Source organism: Sorangium sp. So ce1036, from assembly GCF_051369805.1.
GTDB classification, from domain to species: Bacteria; Myxococcota_A; Polyangia; order Polyangiales; family Polyangiaceae; genus Sorangium; species Sorangium cellulosum_F.
Map to the genome: position 1 here is coordinate 513,640 of NZ_JBBMOX010000002.1, position 14,631 is coordinate 528,270.

General features: G+C 73.5%; 13 protein-coding genes. 8 read left to right on the forward strand and 5 right to left on the reverse strand.

Annotated features, from left to right (window positions below; translation table 11 throughout):
- Positions 1-365 precede the first annotated feature (365 nt).
- From WMF31_RS38990 to WMF31_RS39005, 4 genes are all read left to right on the forward strand, one after another.
- On the forward strand, positions 366-1,577 hold the full coding sequence (locus tag WMF31_RS38990) for a hypothetical protein (protein ID WP_436606957.1): 1,212 nt from the start codon (positions 366-368) through the stop codon (positions 1,575-1,577).
- Positions 1,578-1,645: 68 nt separating this feature from the next.
- Positions 1,646-2,239, forward strand: a complete 594-nt coding sequence (locus tag WMF31_RS38995) for an RNA polymerase sigma factor (RefSeq protein ID WP_129355192.1) — start codon at positions 1,646-1,648, stop codon at positions 2,237-2,239.
- Positions 2,236-3,177, forward strand: a complete 942-nt coding sequence (locus WMF31_RS39000; RefSeq protein ID WP_436606958.1) for a hypothetical protein — start codon at positions 2,236-2,238, stop codon at positions 3,175-3,177. Before WMF31_RS38995 ends, WMF31_RS39000 begins: the two co-directional genes overlap by 4 nt.
- Before the next feature lie 19 nt (positions 3,178-3,196).
- On the forward strand, positions 3,197-4,972 hold the full coding sequence (locus WMF31_RS39005; protein WP_436606959.1) for a hypothetical protein: 1,776 nt from the start codon (positions 3,197-3,199) through the stop codon (positions 4,970-4,972).
- A gap of 166 nt (positions 4,973-5,138) precedes the next feature.
- Here WMF31_RS39005 and WMF31_RS39010 read toward each other — a convergent pair whose 3' ends face one another.
- Entirely contained in the window at positions 5,139-5,615 is a 477-nt protein-coding gene (locus WMF31_RS39010) for a carboxymuconolactone decarboxylase family protein (protein WP_436607586.1), read from the reverse strand.
- A gap of 136 nt (positions 5,616-5,751) precedes the next feature.
- Between WMF31_RS39010 and WMF31_RS39015 the strand changes: the two genes are divergently transcribed.
- Positions 5,752-6,660: a sigma-70 family RNA polymerase sigma factor gene (locus tag WMF31_RS39015; protein WP_436606960.1), complete on the forward strand. Its 909-nt coding sequence runs from the start codon at positions 5,752-5,754 to the stop codon at positions 6,658-6,660.
- A 6-nt stretch (positions 6,661-6,666) separates the two neighbouring features.
- Here WMF31_RS39015 and WMF31_RS39020 read toward each other — a convergent pair whose 3' ends face one another.
- The 4 genes from WMF31_RS39020 to WMF31_RS39035 all read right to left on the reverse strand — a co-directional run bounded on the left by WMF31_RS39020 (position 6,667) and on the right by WMF31_RS39035 (position 9,631).
- Positions 6,667-7,251, reverse strand: a complete 585-nt coding sequence (locus tag WMF31_RS39020) for a Uma2 family endonuclease (protein WP_436606961.1) — start codon at positions 7,249-7,251, stop codon at positions 6,667-6,669.
- A 207-nt stretch (positions 7,252-7,458) separates the two neighbouring features.
- A complete protein-coding gene (locus WMF31_RS39025) occupies positions 7,459-8,235 on the reverse strand; it encodes a SirB1 family protein (RefSeq protein WP_436606962.1) in 777 nt (258 codons plus the stop codon).
- Between the two features lie 19 nt (positions 8,236-8,254).
- A complete protein-coding gene (locus tag WMF31_RS39030) occupies positions 8,255-9,067 on the reverse strand; it encodes a polysaccharide deacetylase family protein (protein ID WP_436606963.1) in 813 nt (270 codons plus the stop codon).
- Between the two features lie 3 nt (positions 9,068-9,070).
- The gene (locus tag WMF31_RS39035; protein WP_436606964.1) at positions 9,071-9,631 is read right to left on the reverse strand and encodes a hypothetical protein; all 561 of its coding nucleotides are present in this window, start codon (positions 9,629-9,631) and stop codon (positions 9,071-9,073) included.
- A gap of 226 nt (positions 9,632-9,857) precedes the next feature.
- Here WMF31_RS39035 and WMF31_RS39040 point away from each other — a divergent pair, with 226 nt between their 5' ends.
- The 3 genes from WMF31_RS39040 (at position 9,858) to WMF31_RS39050 (ending at position 14,580) form a co-directional block, all read left to right on the forward strand.
- The gene (locus tag WMF31_RS39040) at positions 9,858-11,303 is read left to right on the forward strand and encodes an MBOAT family O-acyltransferase (RefSeq protein WP_436606965.1); all 1,446 of its coding nucleotides are present in this window, start codon (positions 9,858-9,860) and stop codon (positions 11,301-11,303) included.
- Positions 11,304-12,061: 758 nt separating this feature from the next.
- Complete coding sequence (locus WMF31_RS39045; RefSeq protein WP_436606966.1) at positions 12,062-13,084, forward strand: SNF2-related protein; 1,023 nt, start codon at positions 12,062-12,064, stop codon at positions 13,082-13,084.
- The gene (locus WMF31_RS39050) at positions 13,006-14,580 is read left to right on the forward strand and encodes a helicase-related protein (protein ID WP_436607587.1); all 1,575 of its coding nucleotides are present in this window, start codon (positions 13,006-13,008) and stop codon (positions 14,578-14,580) included. Before WMF31_RS39045 ends, WMF31_RS39050 begins: the two co-directional genes overlap by 79 nt.
- The last annotated feature ends 51 nt before the right edge of the window (positions 14,581-14,631 follow it).

The window sequence follows — 14,631 nt, forward strand, 5'->3', positions numbered from 1 at the left end:
CAGCATGCATTTGTCTGGATATTTGAATCGTTTTTCTGAATATCGCTCTCGATTGGCCTGATTCTGGCGGCTTCATTCTGAATTCGGCCCGCGTGATCCCAGAAAGCCAGACATATTTCTGGATTGCGTCGATTTTTGTCTGGTTCTTTGGCCGAGATGTCTCGATGCCCCTGCCCCCTGCGCCCATGTCGCCCCGCGCGGCGACAGCGCCGTCGAGCTGCCGCGCGGGGCGCTGCCGGGCCCGGCCAGCTCGATCTCGGCGGCGGATCGGCGAGGTGACCGCCGCGGCGTGTCGCTGCGGCCCGCCGCGCCTGCGGTCGCATCGGCGCCGCCGCGCAACGGCGGCTCGTGTACGCTGCCTCGCCGTGCGATGCTCCGGGAGCGCCGTGCTCCACCCGCGCCGTCTCGTGGCCGTCGCCGCGCTCACCGGTGCCCTGGCCGGGTCGGACGCGCGGGCGGAGGTCCAGCCCCTGCGCATCTCCTACGAGGCGCACGAGGGCTGTCCCGGCGCCGAGGTGTTCCTGCGCGAGCTGACCGCGCGCACGAGCCGCGCCCGCGTCGCCGCGCCGGACGAAGCGGCGCTCGAGGTACACGTGCGCATCACCCGGCGCGCGGGCGCTACCCGCGGCCGGATCACCCTCGGCGCGGGGCAGGGGGCGCGCGTCCGCGAGGTCGGCGGCGCCACGTGCGCGGAGGTGGTCGCGGCCCTGGCGCTCATCACGGCCCTCCGGGTCGACCCCACCGCGCCCCTCGATCCGCAGCCGCCGGCCGCCGAGCCGCGCTCGACCGAGGATCCGGCTCCCGGCGGGGCGGCGACCCCCGGCGGGGCGGCGGACCCCACCGGCGCGGCGCGCGCGACCGGCGCGGCGGAGGCCGCCGTCGGCGAGGCGCCGGGATCATCGAGCCCGCCCCCTGCCGCCGCGCCGCCGCCCGCCGCCACCTTGGCCCCACCGGCGCAGGTCGCCCGCGCCGCGCCCGCGCCGGCGGCCCGCCCGCCCTCACCGGCCGCCCGATTCCCTCTGGGCTCCCCGCAGCAGCCGCTGCCCGAGGCGCGCCGGTGGACGCTCGGCCTCCACGCGAGCGCCGCGTCCGGCGTCACCCCCGGCGCCCTCCTCGGCGGGGGACCCTTTATCGAGCTGCGCGCCGATGCGGGGCTCGGCGTCTCGCTTCGCGGCGCGGTCGAGCTGGCCGCCACGGGCGTCGTCGATGTCGGGCCGGGCGCCGCCCGCTTCACCCGCGGGATCGGGCGGCTCGACGCCTGCGCGGACCTCCTCCGCCCGGCGCGCTGGCTCGCGCTCGCGCCCTGCGTGGGCGCGGAGGGCGGCTTCCTCCGCGGCGCCGGGCTCGTCGGCGGGACGATCGCCGAGGCGAAGCAGGCCACGGTGCCCTGGGCCAGCCTCGGGCTCCTCGCGCGCGCGACCGCCTCGCCCGGGGCGCGCGTGCGCGTCGACCTGCAAGGCGGCCCGCAGCTCCCGCTGGTGCGGCGCTCGTTCGTGTTCGAGCGCCCCGCGCAGCTCATCCACGAGGTGCCCGCGGTCACCTGGACGCTGCGCGCCGGCGCCGGCCTGTCCTTTTGACGCTGCACGCCGGCGCCGGCCTGTCGTTTTGATGATCGGGTCGCCTGGATCCGGAGATTGCACGAGGCGTGAGCCGTGGTGGTGAAGCGCTGACCCTGGCGGAGCTCCCCGCCGCCGATCCACCCGAGAGCCGGGCGGCGGCCGGGCGTCTCGCTGCGCTCGTGACGCAGCACTCGGCCTTCGTCTGGCGCTCGCTGGTGCGGCTCGGCGTGCCGCGCGCGGACGCGGAGGACGGGGTGCAGCAGGTCTTCCTGGTGGCGGCCAGGAGGCTCGGGGACATCGAGGCGGGCCGGGAGCCTGCGTTCCTGTTCGGCACGGCGCTGCGGATCGCCTCGCGCGCGCGGAGGACACAGCAGCGGCGCCGGGAGGTCCTGGAGGACGAGCCCCACGAGCGCGCCGATCCGGCGCCGGGCCCCGAGGAGATGATGGATCGCGCGCGCGCCCGCGCGACGCTCGACGCCATCCTCGACACGATGCCGCTCGACCTGCGCGCCGTCTTCGTGCTGTTCGAGCTGGAGCAGATGCCGACGGCGGCCATCGCGGCGCTGCTCGAGCTCCCGGCGGGCACGGTCGCGTCCCGTCTTCGTCGCGCGCGCGAGCACTTCCAGGCCGCCGTGAAGCGGCTGGAGGCGCGGGCCCATCACCGAGGAGAATCGCCATGACCGATCCCGAGCGCCTCCTGGACGAGAAGGAGGGTGATCTGCAGACGGCGCTCCTCCGCGCGGCGCTCGACGAGAGCCCGCCGAGCGGCCTGACGCGGCGTACGCTCGCCGCGCTCGGCGTCGCGACGGCCGCGACGCTCGCGGGCAGCGCGGCCAAGGCGGCCGCGGGCGGGGCGGCCGCGGGCGGGGCGGCCGCGGGCGGGGCGGCCGCGGGCGGGGCGGCCGCGGGCGGGGCGGCTGCCGGGGCCGCGCTGAACGTGGTGGGCGCGGCCAGCGGGGGCGGGATCTTGAGCGCGCTCGGGATCGGTGCGCTCGCGGGCGTCCTCACGCTCGGGGTCGTGCAATGGACCGGCGTCACGGCGCCGGCGCGGCGCTCGCAGGAGACGCCCACCGCGCCGGCAGCACCCGTTCACCCGCCCGGCAAGGCGAAGGCGGCGGTCGCCCCGCCGCCGGCCTCCGGCGCGGCAGAGGCGTGGCCACAGCACGTCGCGGAGGAGCGCGCGCGCGTCGACGAGGGCCCGCCCCTGTCCCGGCCAGCCGCCCCGGGTCCAGCCGCCCCGGGTCCAGCGGCGTTGGCGGGAGCCGCCCCGGCCGCGAGCAGCCAGCGCGCGCCCGAGAGGAACGCCTCGGCGCTGGCCTCCGAGCTGGCGTTGCTCGACACCGCGCGGCGCGCGCTGCGGCGCGGCGATCCGGCGGCCGCCCTCGCGCTGCTGGATCGCCACGCGCGCGAGTTCGCCGGCGCGCAGCTCGCCGACGAGGCCGCCGCGATCCGCGTCGAGGCGCTGGCGAGCAAGGGAGATCGCGCGGGCGCGCACGCGGCGGCGCGGCGCTTCCTCGAGGCGCACCCCGGCAGCCCGCACGTCGATCGCGTCGAGTCGGCCGCCGGCATCGGCGCGCGCGGAGAAACCGTGATCCGGAGGAGCGATACCGGAGATTGAGACGGCAGGAGGCTTTGCCATGAGGCCCTTGAACACCGTATCCACACGCTGTTGCGCCTCGGCGCTCTCGCTGCTCGTCGCTGCGTGCGGGGTTTCTCCCCTCGGCAGCGGCGCAGGAGGTGACGGCGGCGGCGACAGCACGAGCAGCTCCGGCGCCGACTCCAGCGCATCGAGCGGCGCTGGCGGCGCTGGCGCCGGCTCGAGCGCATCGAGCGGCGCCGGCTCGAGCGCATCGAGCGGCGCCGGCGCCGCGTGTCGCGGCCCGAACCCCGCCGGCTGCAAGACCCAGGGCTGCCCCGCGGGGCAGACCTGCGTCGACGAGGGCTGCACGCCGTCGAGCTGCGAGTGCGACCCCGCGATCGGAACGTGGCGGTGCACCGACGACTGCGGCGGTGGGACGTGCGTGCAAGGCTGCGATCCCGACGTTCGCGAGGGCAACCTGATCGTCACGAGTCAGGCGCAGCTCGAGCAACTGCGCGGGATGACCGCGCTCCGCGGCACGCTCGAGATCACCGGCGGCGTCACCGACCTGTCCCCGCTGGAATGTCTGACGACCATCGACGGTAGCCTCAGAATCTTGGAGAATCCAGCGCTGCGCAACCTCGATGGGCTGCGCAGCCTGGAGGAGGTCACGGGGTTCATAGAAGTCTCCGCGAACCCACTGCTCGAGAGCGTCGCGGGCGTCGCGTTGAACGGACACTCGTGGTTGATCTCCCACAACGCTGCCCTCGCGTCCCTGTCAGGCTTCGAGAAGGTCGAGGCGGGGAAGCTCTCGCTCGAGTCGAACGCTCGGCTCGCGAGCCTGAGCGCGCTCCGCAACTTCCGCCAAGGTAACATCGAGGTGATGGACAGCGATGAGATCACGAGCCTCGAGGGGATCAATGCATCGCACCTCGACGGGCTCAAAATCATCGGTTGTAACGGGCTCGTCAGCTTGAAGGGCCTCGACGCGCTCGAGACCGTCGGGGTCATGGTGGTGGAGGGGAACGTGAACTTGAGCTCGCTCGAAGGGCTCGAGAAGCTCCGGACCGCCATCAGCCTGTACCTGTTGGGGAATCCAAATCTGAGCTCGCTCGATGGCCTCGAGAACCTCGTTGATGTGAGCGTCCTCGAGATCTCGGCGAACCCGGAGCTCGCGGACCTGACGGGGCTCACGTCGCTCGAATCCGCGCGCCATCTCGATGTGGTCGACAATTCGGGGCTGGTCCGCCTGGAGGGCGCGCCCGCGCTGCGCACGGTCAAGGAGGCCACCATCGTCGCGAATCCGAAGCTCATGAGCCTCACGGGGCTCGATCAGGTCTCGGAGCTCACCAGGCTGGAGATCGCTGACAACCGACGGCTCACGAGCCTCGAGGGCCTGAGCGGGCTCCGGTCCGTGGAGTTCTTGATCCGCATCGTCAATAACGCCACGCTCACCAGCCTCGACGGGCTTGGCCCCTTGAGCCCGGGGGGCTCGGGGATGCCCGGGTCGGTGACCCTCGAGGGCAACCCTCGGCTCGTCGATATCGACGCGCTACGCGGGATCGAACGGATGAACGGGCTCGTCGTCACGGCCAACGATGCCTTGCTCGATCTCACGGGGCTCGAGGACCTGAGCGAGCTCCAGAGCCTGATCATCAGCGACAACCTGGCGCTCACGACGCTCCGCGGCCTGGGCGCCCGGTCCATCGCTTCGGTGGAGGTCATCGGCAACCCGCGCTTGGCGAGCTGTGAGATCGCGGCGTTCGTCGAGGGACTCGAGCATGTCGACAGCGTCCGCGAGGAAGACAACGCCACGAGCGCCTGTCCCCCCTGACGTGGCTCTGCCGCGGTGGGGCGCGATCTCGGCTCGGCGCGAGGACGGTCGACCCGAGGGGCGCTGCCGGAAGGCAACGTCCCCCTGGCGAAGCACCACGACGCGAGAGCAGAGAGCTCCGGCCCGCGGCAAATGCCGGGGAACATCGGGGCGTGTCGACGCCTCCTCAGCGGGGGTCCGGGCGCGCCTCCTTCATCGAGCCGGCGATCTGCCTCGTGGTGACGTTGACGCGATTGAAGCAGTTGATCAGCGCGACGTGCAGGACCAGCCCCGCGAGCGCCGGCTCGTCGAAGTGCCTCGCGGCCTCCTCCCAGACGTGGTCGGGCACCGGATCCGCGCGATCGCTGAGCCTCGTCGCGGCCTCGGCGAGCGCCAGCGCGGCGCGCTCCGCGTCGGTGAAATAGGGCGCCTCGCGCCAGGCCGCCACGGCGAACAGGCGCTCGTCGGTCTCGCCCGCCTTCCTGAGCTCGCGCGCGCCCATGTCGATGCAGGCGCTGCACCCGTTGATCTGGCTCACCCGCAGGTGGACGAGCTCGAGCGTCCGCGCCGGCGCGCCGCTCTTCCTCACCGTGCCGAGCAGGGCGTGGATGGGCTGCATGATGTCGGGCATGAGCATCGCGGGGTTCTTCATCCGTGCTTTCAGCATGGTCGTGATCCTTTCGAGGGGTCCGGGGGTGCTCGCCGACCGTGACGGGACGCTGAACGTCCGTTCGCGTCGTCACATCGGCCAGGGTTCGTTCGTCACAGCCATGACGAAGCGCGACGAGGGAGTGTGACCGATGGATGAAGATCGTTGGCTGGCGGAGCGGTTCGAGGCCCACCGGGCCCACCTGCGGGCAGTGGCGTACCGGATGCTCGGCTCCCTGGGCGAGGCGGAGGACGCCGTACAGGAGTCCTGGCTCCACCTGAGCCGCGCCGACACGCGCGGCGTCGAGAACCTGGGCGGGTGGCTGACGACGGTCGTGGCGCGGGTGTGCCTCGACATGCTGCGCTCGCGCAAGGCGCGGCGCGAGGAGCCGATGGCCGCGCCCGACCCCGCCGCGGATCGCGAGGCCGGGACCGACCCCGAGCGCGAGGCGGTGCTGGCCGACTCCGTCGGCCTCGCGCTGCTCGTGGTGCTCGACACGCTGACCCCCGCCGAGCGGCTCGCGTTCGTGCTGCACGACCTGTTCGCGGTACCCTTCGAGGAGGTCGCCTCCATCGTGGGCCGCTCCCCGGCCGCGGCGAGGCAGCTCGCGAGCCGCGCCCGCCGCCGCGTGCAGGGGGCGCCCCCGTCGCCGGACGCCGACGTCGGCCGCCAGCGCGAGGTCGTCGACGCCTTCCTCGCGGCCCTGCGCGGCGGCGACTTCGACGCGCTCGTGGCGATCCTCGATCCGGACGTCGTGGTCCGCGCCGACGCCACGGTCGCGCCCCCGGCCGGGAAGGAGTCCCGCGGCGCGCTCGCCTGGGCCAAGCAGGCGATCTCCGGCGCGCGCGGCGCCAGGTTGGCCCGCCCTGCCCTCGTCGACGGCACGGTGGGCGTCGTCGTCGCCCCGCGCGGGAGGCTCTTCCGGGTGCTCCGCTTCACGCTCGCGCAGGGGAAAATCGCCCGGATCGACGTCCTGGGCGACCCCGAGCAGCTCCGCGATCTCGACCTGTCGGTCCTCGACGGCGAACCGCACCCGGAAACCTGGAGAAGCCCTGTCTGAAGCGCTCTACTCCTCGGCCGTGCCCGGAAGCCACCAGGAGGCGACCGCGAGCTCCCCGTGGAACGGCGGCAGCGCGACGCGCTCCTCGTCCTGCGCGGTCGCCGTGAGCGCCGGCCTTCCGTCGACCGTCTCGAACACCTCGACCAGCCGGCGCATCGGGTCCACGATCCAGCTCCAGCCGACGCCGGAGCGCGCGTAGAGCGGCAGCTTCACCGCCACGTCGTCGCGCGCGGTCCGCGGCGACAGGACCTCGCAGCACCAGTCTGGCAGCACGGACAGCGGGTTCTCGTCGGGCAGCTCGGGCACCCGCTCGACACGGAAGCCGCACAGGTCCGGCACGACGAGCCGGCCGCCGGGGAAACGGATCTCCGTCTCGGGCTCGATCCACCAGCCCGTGCCGCCGACGTTCGCGTCGAACGGCACGAGGCCGTGCAGGCAGAGCCTGGCCGCGCGGCGATGGCGCTTTCCGGGTCGCGACATCGTGCGGAGGACGCCGGGCTCCAGGATCTCGCCGGTCAGGTGCTCCGGGAGAGCGCGGACGCGCTCGTAGAGCTCCTCGAAGGTCGGCGAGGCCGTGGCGGGTTGAACCATGCGCCACGAGCGTATCCGATCCCGCGCGGCGCGCGAGCGGCCGCCCGCTCGCTCCGCCCGTCCGCTCGCCCCGGCCGGGTGGTGGTCGCGTCGGGGGGGCTCGCCTCCGGGGCTTGCGTTCCGGCGGGCCCCTTTCGTGGCCCGCCTGCACTCCAGCCCCTCCGGCGAGCCCCCCCGACGCGACCACCACCCGGCCGCCCACCCGCGTCAGTTCACCCCGCGCCCCGACGACCGCCACGGCCGCTCGCCGCCGAGCTGGTCGAGCTCCTTGCGCAGCTCGTCCGACGGCGCGAGCACCTGGATCCGCTCGAGCACGCCGCGCAGCCGCACAGCGTCCGAGCGGCTCGCGTAGATCGAGCGCAGGTTGTTCAGCATGCGCACCAGGATCTGCCGCTTCTGCGCCGGCACCAGCAGCCGCGGATCGGGATCGCGCGCGGCGCCGGTGGTGCGGGCGTGCAGCGCGCGCAGGTCCTCCCGGCCGAGCACGCGGCCCTCGAACGGATCGATGAGCAGCACGCCGCCGCGCACCGGCGTCCTGACCAGGAAATGGCCGGGGAACGACACGCCCTGGGCCTCCACGCCGACCCGGCGGCACACCTCGAGCAGCACCACGGCGAGCGTGATCGGGATGCCCGTCCGGCGATCCAGCACCTCGTGCAGGTAGCTGTTCCTCGGATCGTAGTAGTCCGACGTGTTGCCGTGGAACCCGAGCTCGCCGTAGAGCCAGCGCAGGAGCTGCTCGATGGGGCCGCTCCCCGGCGTCGCCTCGGCCGCCCTGAGCGGCCGACCGAGCGCGCGGTGCGCCTCCCCGCCGAGCCGGTCGAGCACCCCGAGGTAGTGGGGGATGTCGAGCCCCGGGTACGCGGCCTCGTCGATGAGGAGGGCCGCCTCCGCGAGGTCGAGCTCGTCCTCCGACCTCGACGCGACGTGCGCGAACAGCGTCAGGCTCACCGGCGCAGCCATCACGGGGGAGCGTAGCGCCACCTTCGATCCATCGTCTAGCTCAGCGGGTCACGACGTCGTCCCCGCCGCCCTCGTCGAGCCACGCGTCGACGCGGACGCCGGCCAGGTTGCGCTGGCCCATCGCCGCGAGGATGCGCGGGAGCGCCGCGACGCCCGCGGGCGCGTGGTCGTCGCGCTCGGCCGCGTCGTGGAGCAGCACGATCGCCCCGTCGCGGAGCCCCGGGATGACGCGGGTCGCGACCCCCTCCGGGCTCGCCCCCGGCAGCCCGTCGAACCCGCGCGCGGACCAGCCGATCACGTCGAGGCCGAGCGCGTCGACCGCGCGCGCGATGCGCGGGCTGGTGTGGCCGATCGGCGGCCTGAACAGCGTGGGCCGCTCGCCGGTGATCCGCTCGAGGACCTCGAGGCCCCGCGCGAGGTCGCGCTCGACCACCCGGGCCGAGCGCAGCGCGAACAGCCGGTCGTGCGCGTGGCCGTGCAGCCCGATCGCGTGGCCCCGCGCCGCGATCGCGCGGACGAGATCGGGGTGCGCCTCGGCCTTGCGGCCGATGACGAAGAACGTCGCCTTCACGCCCGCCCGGTCGAGCAGGTCCAGGACCTCCGGCGTGTGCTCCGGGCTCGGCCCGTCGTCGAACGTGAGCGCGACGCCCCGCGCGCCGGGCGGGCCGCGCCGCACCACGTCCACGAACATGCCGAGCCCGAGGAAGAACACCCCGCACAGCACGAGCGCGAGGTAGCCCACGATCGCCGCGCACGCCGCGGCGACGGGGATCGGCCCGACGAGGAGCGAGCGCGCGACCAGCGCGATCGCGCCGAGCGAGGCGGCGTAGAGGAGCGCCCGCGCGACCGGCACGGGCTAGCGCTTCGCGCGCTTCTTCTCGGCCTCGGCCTCGAGATCCTCGTCGAGATCGTCGGCCGCCGCGGAGGAGGCGATGCGCTTGTTGTTGCCCCCGGCCGCGGCCTTGGCCGCGGGCTTCGCGCCCGGCGTGGCCTCGTCCGAGGGGTCGTTGTCGGCCTCGTAGAAGCCGCCGAGCAGGGCGGCGATCGCGGCGAGCGACGTGATGGCGAGGCCGCCGAACGTCCCGGGGGTCCCCGACGCCTCGCCGAGGGACAGGTTCGCGCCCCCGAGCTCGCCGAGCGGCACCGGGACGGGCATGGTCAGCCACCTCCGCGCCACGAACATCAGGCCGACGCCGAGCAGCGCGCCGACGAAGGCCTTCATGCCCGCCTCGATCTTGGCGTCCTTGGCCCAGATGGGCTTGCCGGCGACGAGCCCGATGAGGACCCCGGCGAGCGCCGCGGCCAGGTAGGCGACGATCGCGCCGGGCGCCGCGAGGCCGAGCTTCGCCAGCCCGAACCCGAGCAAGCCCCCCACGATGAGCCCCTTCACGATCCCGAGGATGAGGCGACCCAGCATCAGTTCCATCCTTGGCACGACGCGGGGCGCCGTTCAACATGGCGCCGCGCCGCCGGCTCGCCCGCGCGGCGCGGCGTCATGGTACACGGGCCCCGTGCCGCCGGCTCGCCCGCGCGGCGCGGCGTCATGGTACACGGGCCCCGCGCCCGGGTAACCCTCCCCGGCGCGCCCGCGCTCCCCGGCGCGGCGCGCGCCTCGCAGCCCCTGCCCCGGGCTCCCACCGGCCGTGCTCTTCAACACCCTCCATTACGCCGCGTTCTTCGCCGCCGCCTTCCTCGGATCGTGGGCGCTCGCGCGGTGGTTCGGCGTCTTCCCGCGCCTCGTGTTCCTGCTCGTCATGAGCTACGCGTTCTATGCGGCCTGGGACTGGCGCTACCTCCCGCTCATCTTCGCCTCGTCCACGGTCGATTTCCTGCTCGCGCGCGCGATCGCCCGCGAGGAGCGGCCCCGGGCGCGGCGCGCGATGCTCATCGCCACCGTGGCGCTGAACCTCGGCTTCCTGGGGTTCTTCAAGTACTGGAACTTCGCGATCGAGAACGTCGCGGCGCTCCGCGGCCTGCTCACGGGCGAGCCGGTGAGCGTGGACCACGCGTTCCGGGTGCTGCTGCCGCCGGTGGGCATCTCGTTCTTCACGTTCGAGTCGATGAGCTACGTCATCGACGTCTACCGGCGCGAGCTCCCGCCCCACCGGAGCTACCTGCGCTACCTGCTGTTCGTCGCCTTCTTCCCGCACCTCGTCGCCGGCCCCATCGTGCGCCCGCGCGACCTGCTCCCGCAGTTCGAGCGCGCCCCGAGCCTCACGCGCGAGCAGGGGGGCGAGGCGCTGTTCCTCATTGCGGTCGGCCTCGTGAAGAAGGTCGTCCTGTCCGATCAGCTCGCGCTGAACCTGGTCGACCGCGTCTTCGAGCGCCCGGAGAACTACTCTGCGCTGGAGGTGCTCTGCGGTGTCTACGGCTACGCGGCGCAGATCTACTGCGACTTCTCCGGCTACACGGACATCGCGATCGGCTCGGCGCTCCTGCTCGGCGTGCGGTTCCCGAAGAACTTCGACGCGCCGTACAAGGCCCAGAACCTGGCCGACTTCTGGCGGCGCTGGCACATCTCGCTCTCCACGTGGCTGCGGGACTACCTGTACATCCCGCTCGGCGGCAACCGCGGCTCGGAGCTCGCGACGTACCGCAACCTGATGATCACGATGGTGCTCGGCGGCCTGTGGCACGGCGCGTCGTGGAACTTCGTCTTCTGGGGCTTCCTCCACGGCCTGGGCCTGGCGGTCACGCGCGCCTTCCAGCGGCGCGGCGGCCGCGGGCGCGCGGCCGCGGGCGCGGCCACGCCGCTGCCGCTGCGCGCGCTCTGCGTGCTCCTGACGTTCCACTACGTGTGCTTCGCGTGGATCTTCTTCCGCGTGCCGACGTTCTCGCAGGCCGTGCTCATCCTGCGGCAGATCGGCACGCTGACGACGTTCCACCCGAACCTCCCGCCCGTGCTGGTCGCGCTGCTCGCGGCGGCGCTGCTCTCCCACTACGTGCCGGAGCGCCTGTACGAGCGCGCGAAGAGCGCCTTCATCGCGACGCCGGCGCCGCTCCAGGGCGCGCTGCTGTTCCTCGTCGCGATCGGCCTCCACGAGGCGGCGAGCGCGGCGGCGGTGCCGTTCGTCTACTTCCAGTTCTAGCAGTTCGTCGACGGCGCAAGGAACAGGTCCGCTGCGTCGCCTCGCGCTCTATACCGCCTATCGCTGGCTACGGGAGCCACTGGCCCACCTCGGCGATGGCTCGGGCGGCTCCCACGAGCGCCGCCGTGCCGCCCAGCCGCCGCAGGAGCGGAGAGAGCTCGGTGAGGCTGCCGAATCCAGCAGCGGGAGGATCTCCGGCGGAGTCGGACGAATGAGGATCTCTTCGGCGATGACCCGCCAGAACGCGGCGAGCCCGCGATGCGATCGCGCGTAGCCTCCGTCCGGGCCGCGCAAGGATTCGAGTGCATCTCGTCTCGCGGCGAGCTCTGATCCGCCAGTCGAGTCGTCGATCCCCTCCGCGCGCGAACGTGTGTTCATCGTGCTCCCTTGAAAATCCTCGCGGTTGCAGGATTGTAGGTCGACTCGCCGTACGAAGACGCCCGGGTTCATGGCATGGCAGGGATGCTCGGGACCGGAGCAGTGCGGGCCATGCGACGAGGATACGTCAGCGAGCCGGGATCCGGGGCGAACGGGATCGAGCTGGAGCGCGCACGCGCACAGAAGACGGCGACGGGGAGGGAGAGAGGGGACGGAGGAGTGCGGGCAGGGGTGGGGGCGAGGGCGCTGGCAACGATCGCCAGGGGCCGGCGTCCGTTCGAGGGATGCGCCCGAGGTGCTACGGCCCCGCGCCGCCGAAGTGATTCACGACCTTGCGCGTTGCCTGCGCTGCCGGCCGTACGGTCGTCTATCCTGGCACGGTGGCGGCCCCGTCGACGCGCTCCGTCCTCCAGACGCTCTCCAAGGCGCGCCTGCTCGATCTCGGGCAGGCCTTCTCCATCAACGTCCCACCGAACGCCGCCAAGGAGCAGCAGGTCGAGCTGATCGCCCGCTCCGGACGGCTCCGGTTCCGGGAGCTGCTCGGGAGCCTCGGGCGCGACGAGCTGAAGGTTACCTGCCGGCTCCATGGGCTCGACGACGCGGGGCGTGCCCGGCCCGAGCTCGCGGCGCGGCTCCTCGGGGCGCATGGCGCCGCGGACACCGCACCGCCGCCGCCGATCTTCACCGCCCACGAGATCCCGCGGTACGCGCCGAGGCAGGGCGACATCGTCCAGGTGCGCCACCGGCAGTGGCTCGTCGAGCAGGTCGCGCCGCCGCCGGCGGAGGGCCACGCGACGCTCGTCCGGCTCGTCTGTCTCGACGACGACAACCCGGGCCGCCCGCTCGACGTGCTCTGGGAGCTGGAGCTCGGCGCGCGCATCCTGCGCCCCGAGGCGCACGGGCTCGGCGAGATCGCGGGCGTCGATCCTCCGCGGCGCTTCGCCGCCTACCTCCACGCGCTCAAGTGGAGCAGCGTGACCGCGACGGACGCGAAGCTGTTCCAGGCGCCGTTCCGCGCGGGCATCAAGCTGATGGCCCACCAGCTCACGCCGCTGCGCAAGGCGCTGATGCTGCCCCGCGCGAACCTGTTCATCGCGGACGACGTCGGCCTGGGCAAGACCATCGAGGCGGGGCTCGTCGCGCAGGAGCTCCTCCTGCGGCAGCGGGTCGACTTCATCCTCATCGTGTGCCCCGCGTCCGTCTGCCTCCAGTGGCGGGACGAGATGCAGCGGGAGGGGCCTCTCCGCGAGGGCCGCGCGCGGAGCGGCGGTGGAGCGACCGGCGCCTCATCGTCTTCACCGAGTACGGCGACACCAAGCGCTACCTGCTCCAGCTCCTCCAGGCGGCCGTCGAGGGCACCGACGACGCCGACCAGCGCGTCCTGGTCTTCCACGGCGGGATGAGCGACGAGCAGCGCGAGGAGGTCCAGCGCGCCTTCAACGCGCCGCCGGACGAGCACCCCGTCCGCATCCTCATCGCCACGGACGCGGCCCGCGAGGGCGTGAACCTCCAGGGGCACTGCGCCGACCTCGTGCACTTCGACATCCCCTGGAACCCCGCGCGCCTCGAGCAGCGCAACGGGCGCATCGACCGGACGCTCCAGCCGTCGCCGGAGGTGCGCTGCCACTACTTCGTCTACCCCGAGCGGCCCGAGGACCTGGTGCTCCGGACGCTCGTCGCGAAGGTCGACGTCATCCACCGGGAGCTCGGCTCCATCAGCTCGGTCCTCCTCGACCGCATGACCACGGTGATGGAGGCGGGGATCGACGAGGGGACGCTCGCCAGGATCGAGGCCGCGGAGGAGGCCGGGGGGCTCAAGGAGACGGCCGCGACGGAGCTGGAGGAGCAGCGGGGTGAGCTGCGCCGGCTCCAGGACGAGATCGAGGAGGCGGGGAGCATCCTGAACCGGTCGCGCAAGGTGATGGACTTCGATCCGGCCCTCCTCCGCGACACGATCGACGTCGGCCTGGAGCTCGCGGGGGCCGGGCGGCTCGCCCCGGCGGAGATCCCCGGCGCGGACGCCTGGACCGTGCCGGATCTGCCCGCGTCCTGCCAGGACACGGTCGACACGCTGCGCCCGCCCCGCAGGCGGGACGAGCCGTTCTGGGAGTTCCGCAAGCGCCCGCCGCAGCCCGTGGTGTTCCGGCCGCCGCCGCGCATGAACAGCGCGCTCGCGCACCTGCACCTCCAGCACCCGTTCGTGCAGCGCGTGCTCGGGCGGTTCCTGTCCCAGGGCTACAGCGCCCACGACCTCAGCCGGGTCACGGTCGTGCGGACGCGGCACGACGCGCTCGTGCGCGTCATCGGCTTCGGGCGGCTCTCGCTGTTCGGCCGCGGCGCGACGCGGCTCCACGACCAGCTCGTCAGCGTGGCCGCGCGCTGGATCGACGGCAAGGAGGAGGAGATCAGGCCGTTCGCCGAGGAGGCGGACCGCAAGGCCGTCGATCTGCTCGAGCAGGTGCTCGCCGAGGCGCCGGAGCTCGAGCAGGTGCCCCTGGCCGTCCAGGAGAAGGTGCGCGCCGCGGCGCCGGGGCTGTTCGCGGCGCTCTGGCCGCACATCCGGGACGAGGCCGACAGCCTGGCGCACGACGCGGAGCGGAAGCTCCACGCGCGGGGCGCGGAGGAGTCCGAGGCGCTGATGGAGATCCTGGCGTCGCAGCGCGCGGCCATCCTGGCGGAGGTCCGGACCCGGGCGCAGCTCACGTTCGCCGACCTGGGGCTGAACGACCGCGAGCAGGAGCAGTTCCGCAAGGAGCAGCAGTGGATGAGCGACCGGCTCGACGCGATCCAGCGCGAGGCCGAGCGCGAACCCAGGCAGATCGAGGCCCTGTACCAGATCGCGCTGCGGCGCCTTTCGCCGGTCGGCCTCGTCGTCCTGTGGCCGGAGACCCGCGGTTAACGCGGCGCCCGGGGTGCGCCGTGGGGATTCCGGAGCAGACGCGGGGAATGC

Coding starts and splice junctions, on each gene's coding strand:
- WMF31_RS39015 (WP_436606960.1), top strand. CDS start 5,752: ATGGATGAAGATCGTTGGCTGGCGGAGCGGTTCGAGGCCCACCGGGCC.
- WMF31_RS39020 (WP_436606961.1), bottom strand. CDS start 7,251: ATGGTTCAACCCGCCACGGCCTCGCCGACCTTCGAGGAGCTCTACGAG.
- WMF31_RS39035 (WP_436606964.1), bottom strand. CDS start 9,631: ATGCTGGGTCGCCTCATCCTCGGGATCGTGAAGGGGCTCATCGTGGGG.
- WMF31_RS39005 (WP_436606959.1), top strand. CDS start 3,197: ATGAGGCCCTTGAACACCGTATCCACACGCTGTTGCGCCTCGGCGCTC.
- WMF31_RS39000 (WP_436606958.1), top strand. CDS start 2,236: ATGACCGATCCCGAGCGCCTCCTGGACGAGAAGGAGGGTGATCTGCAG.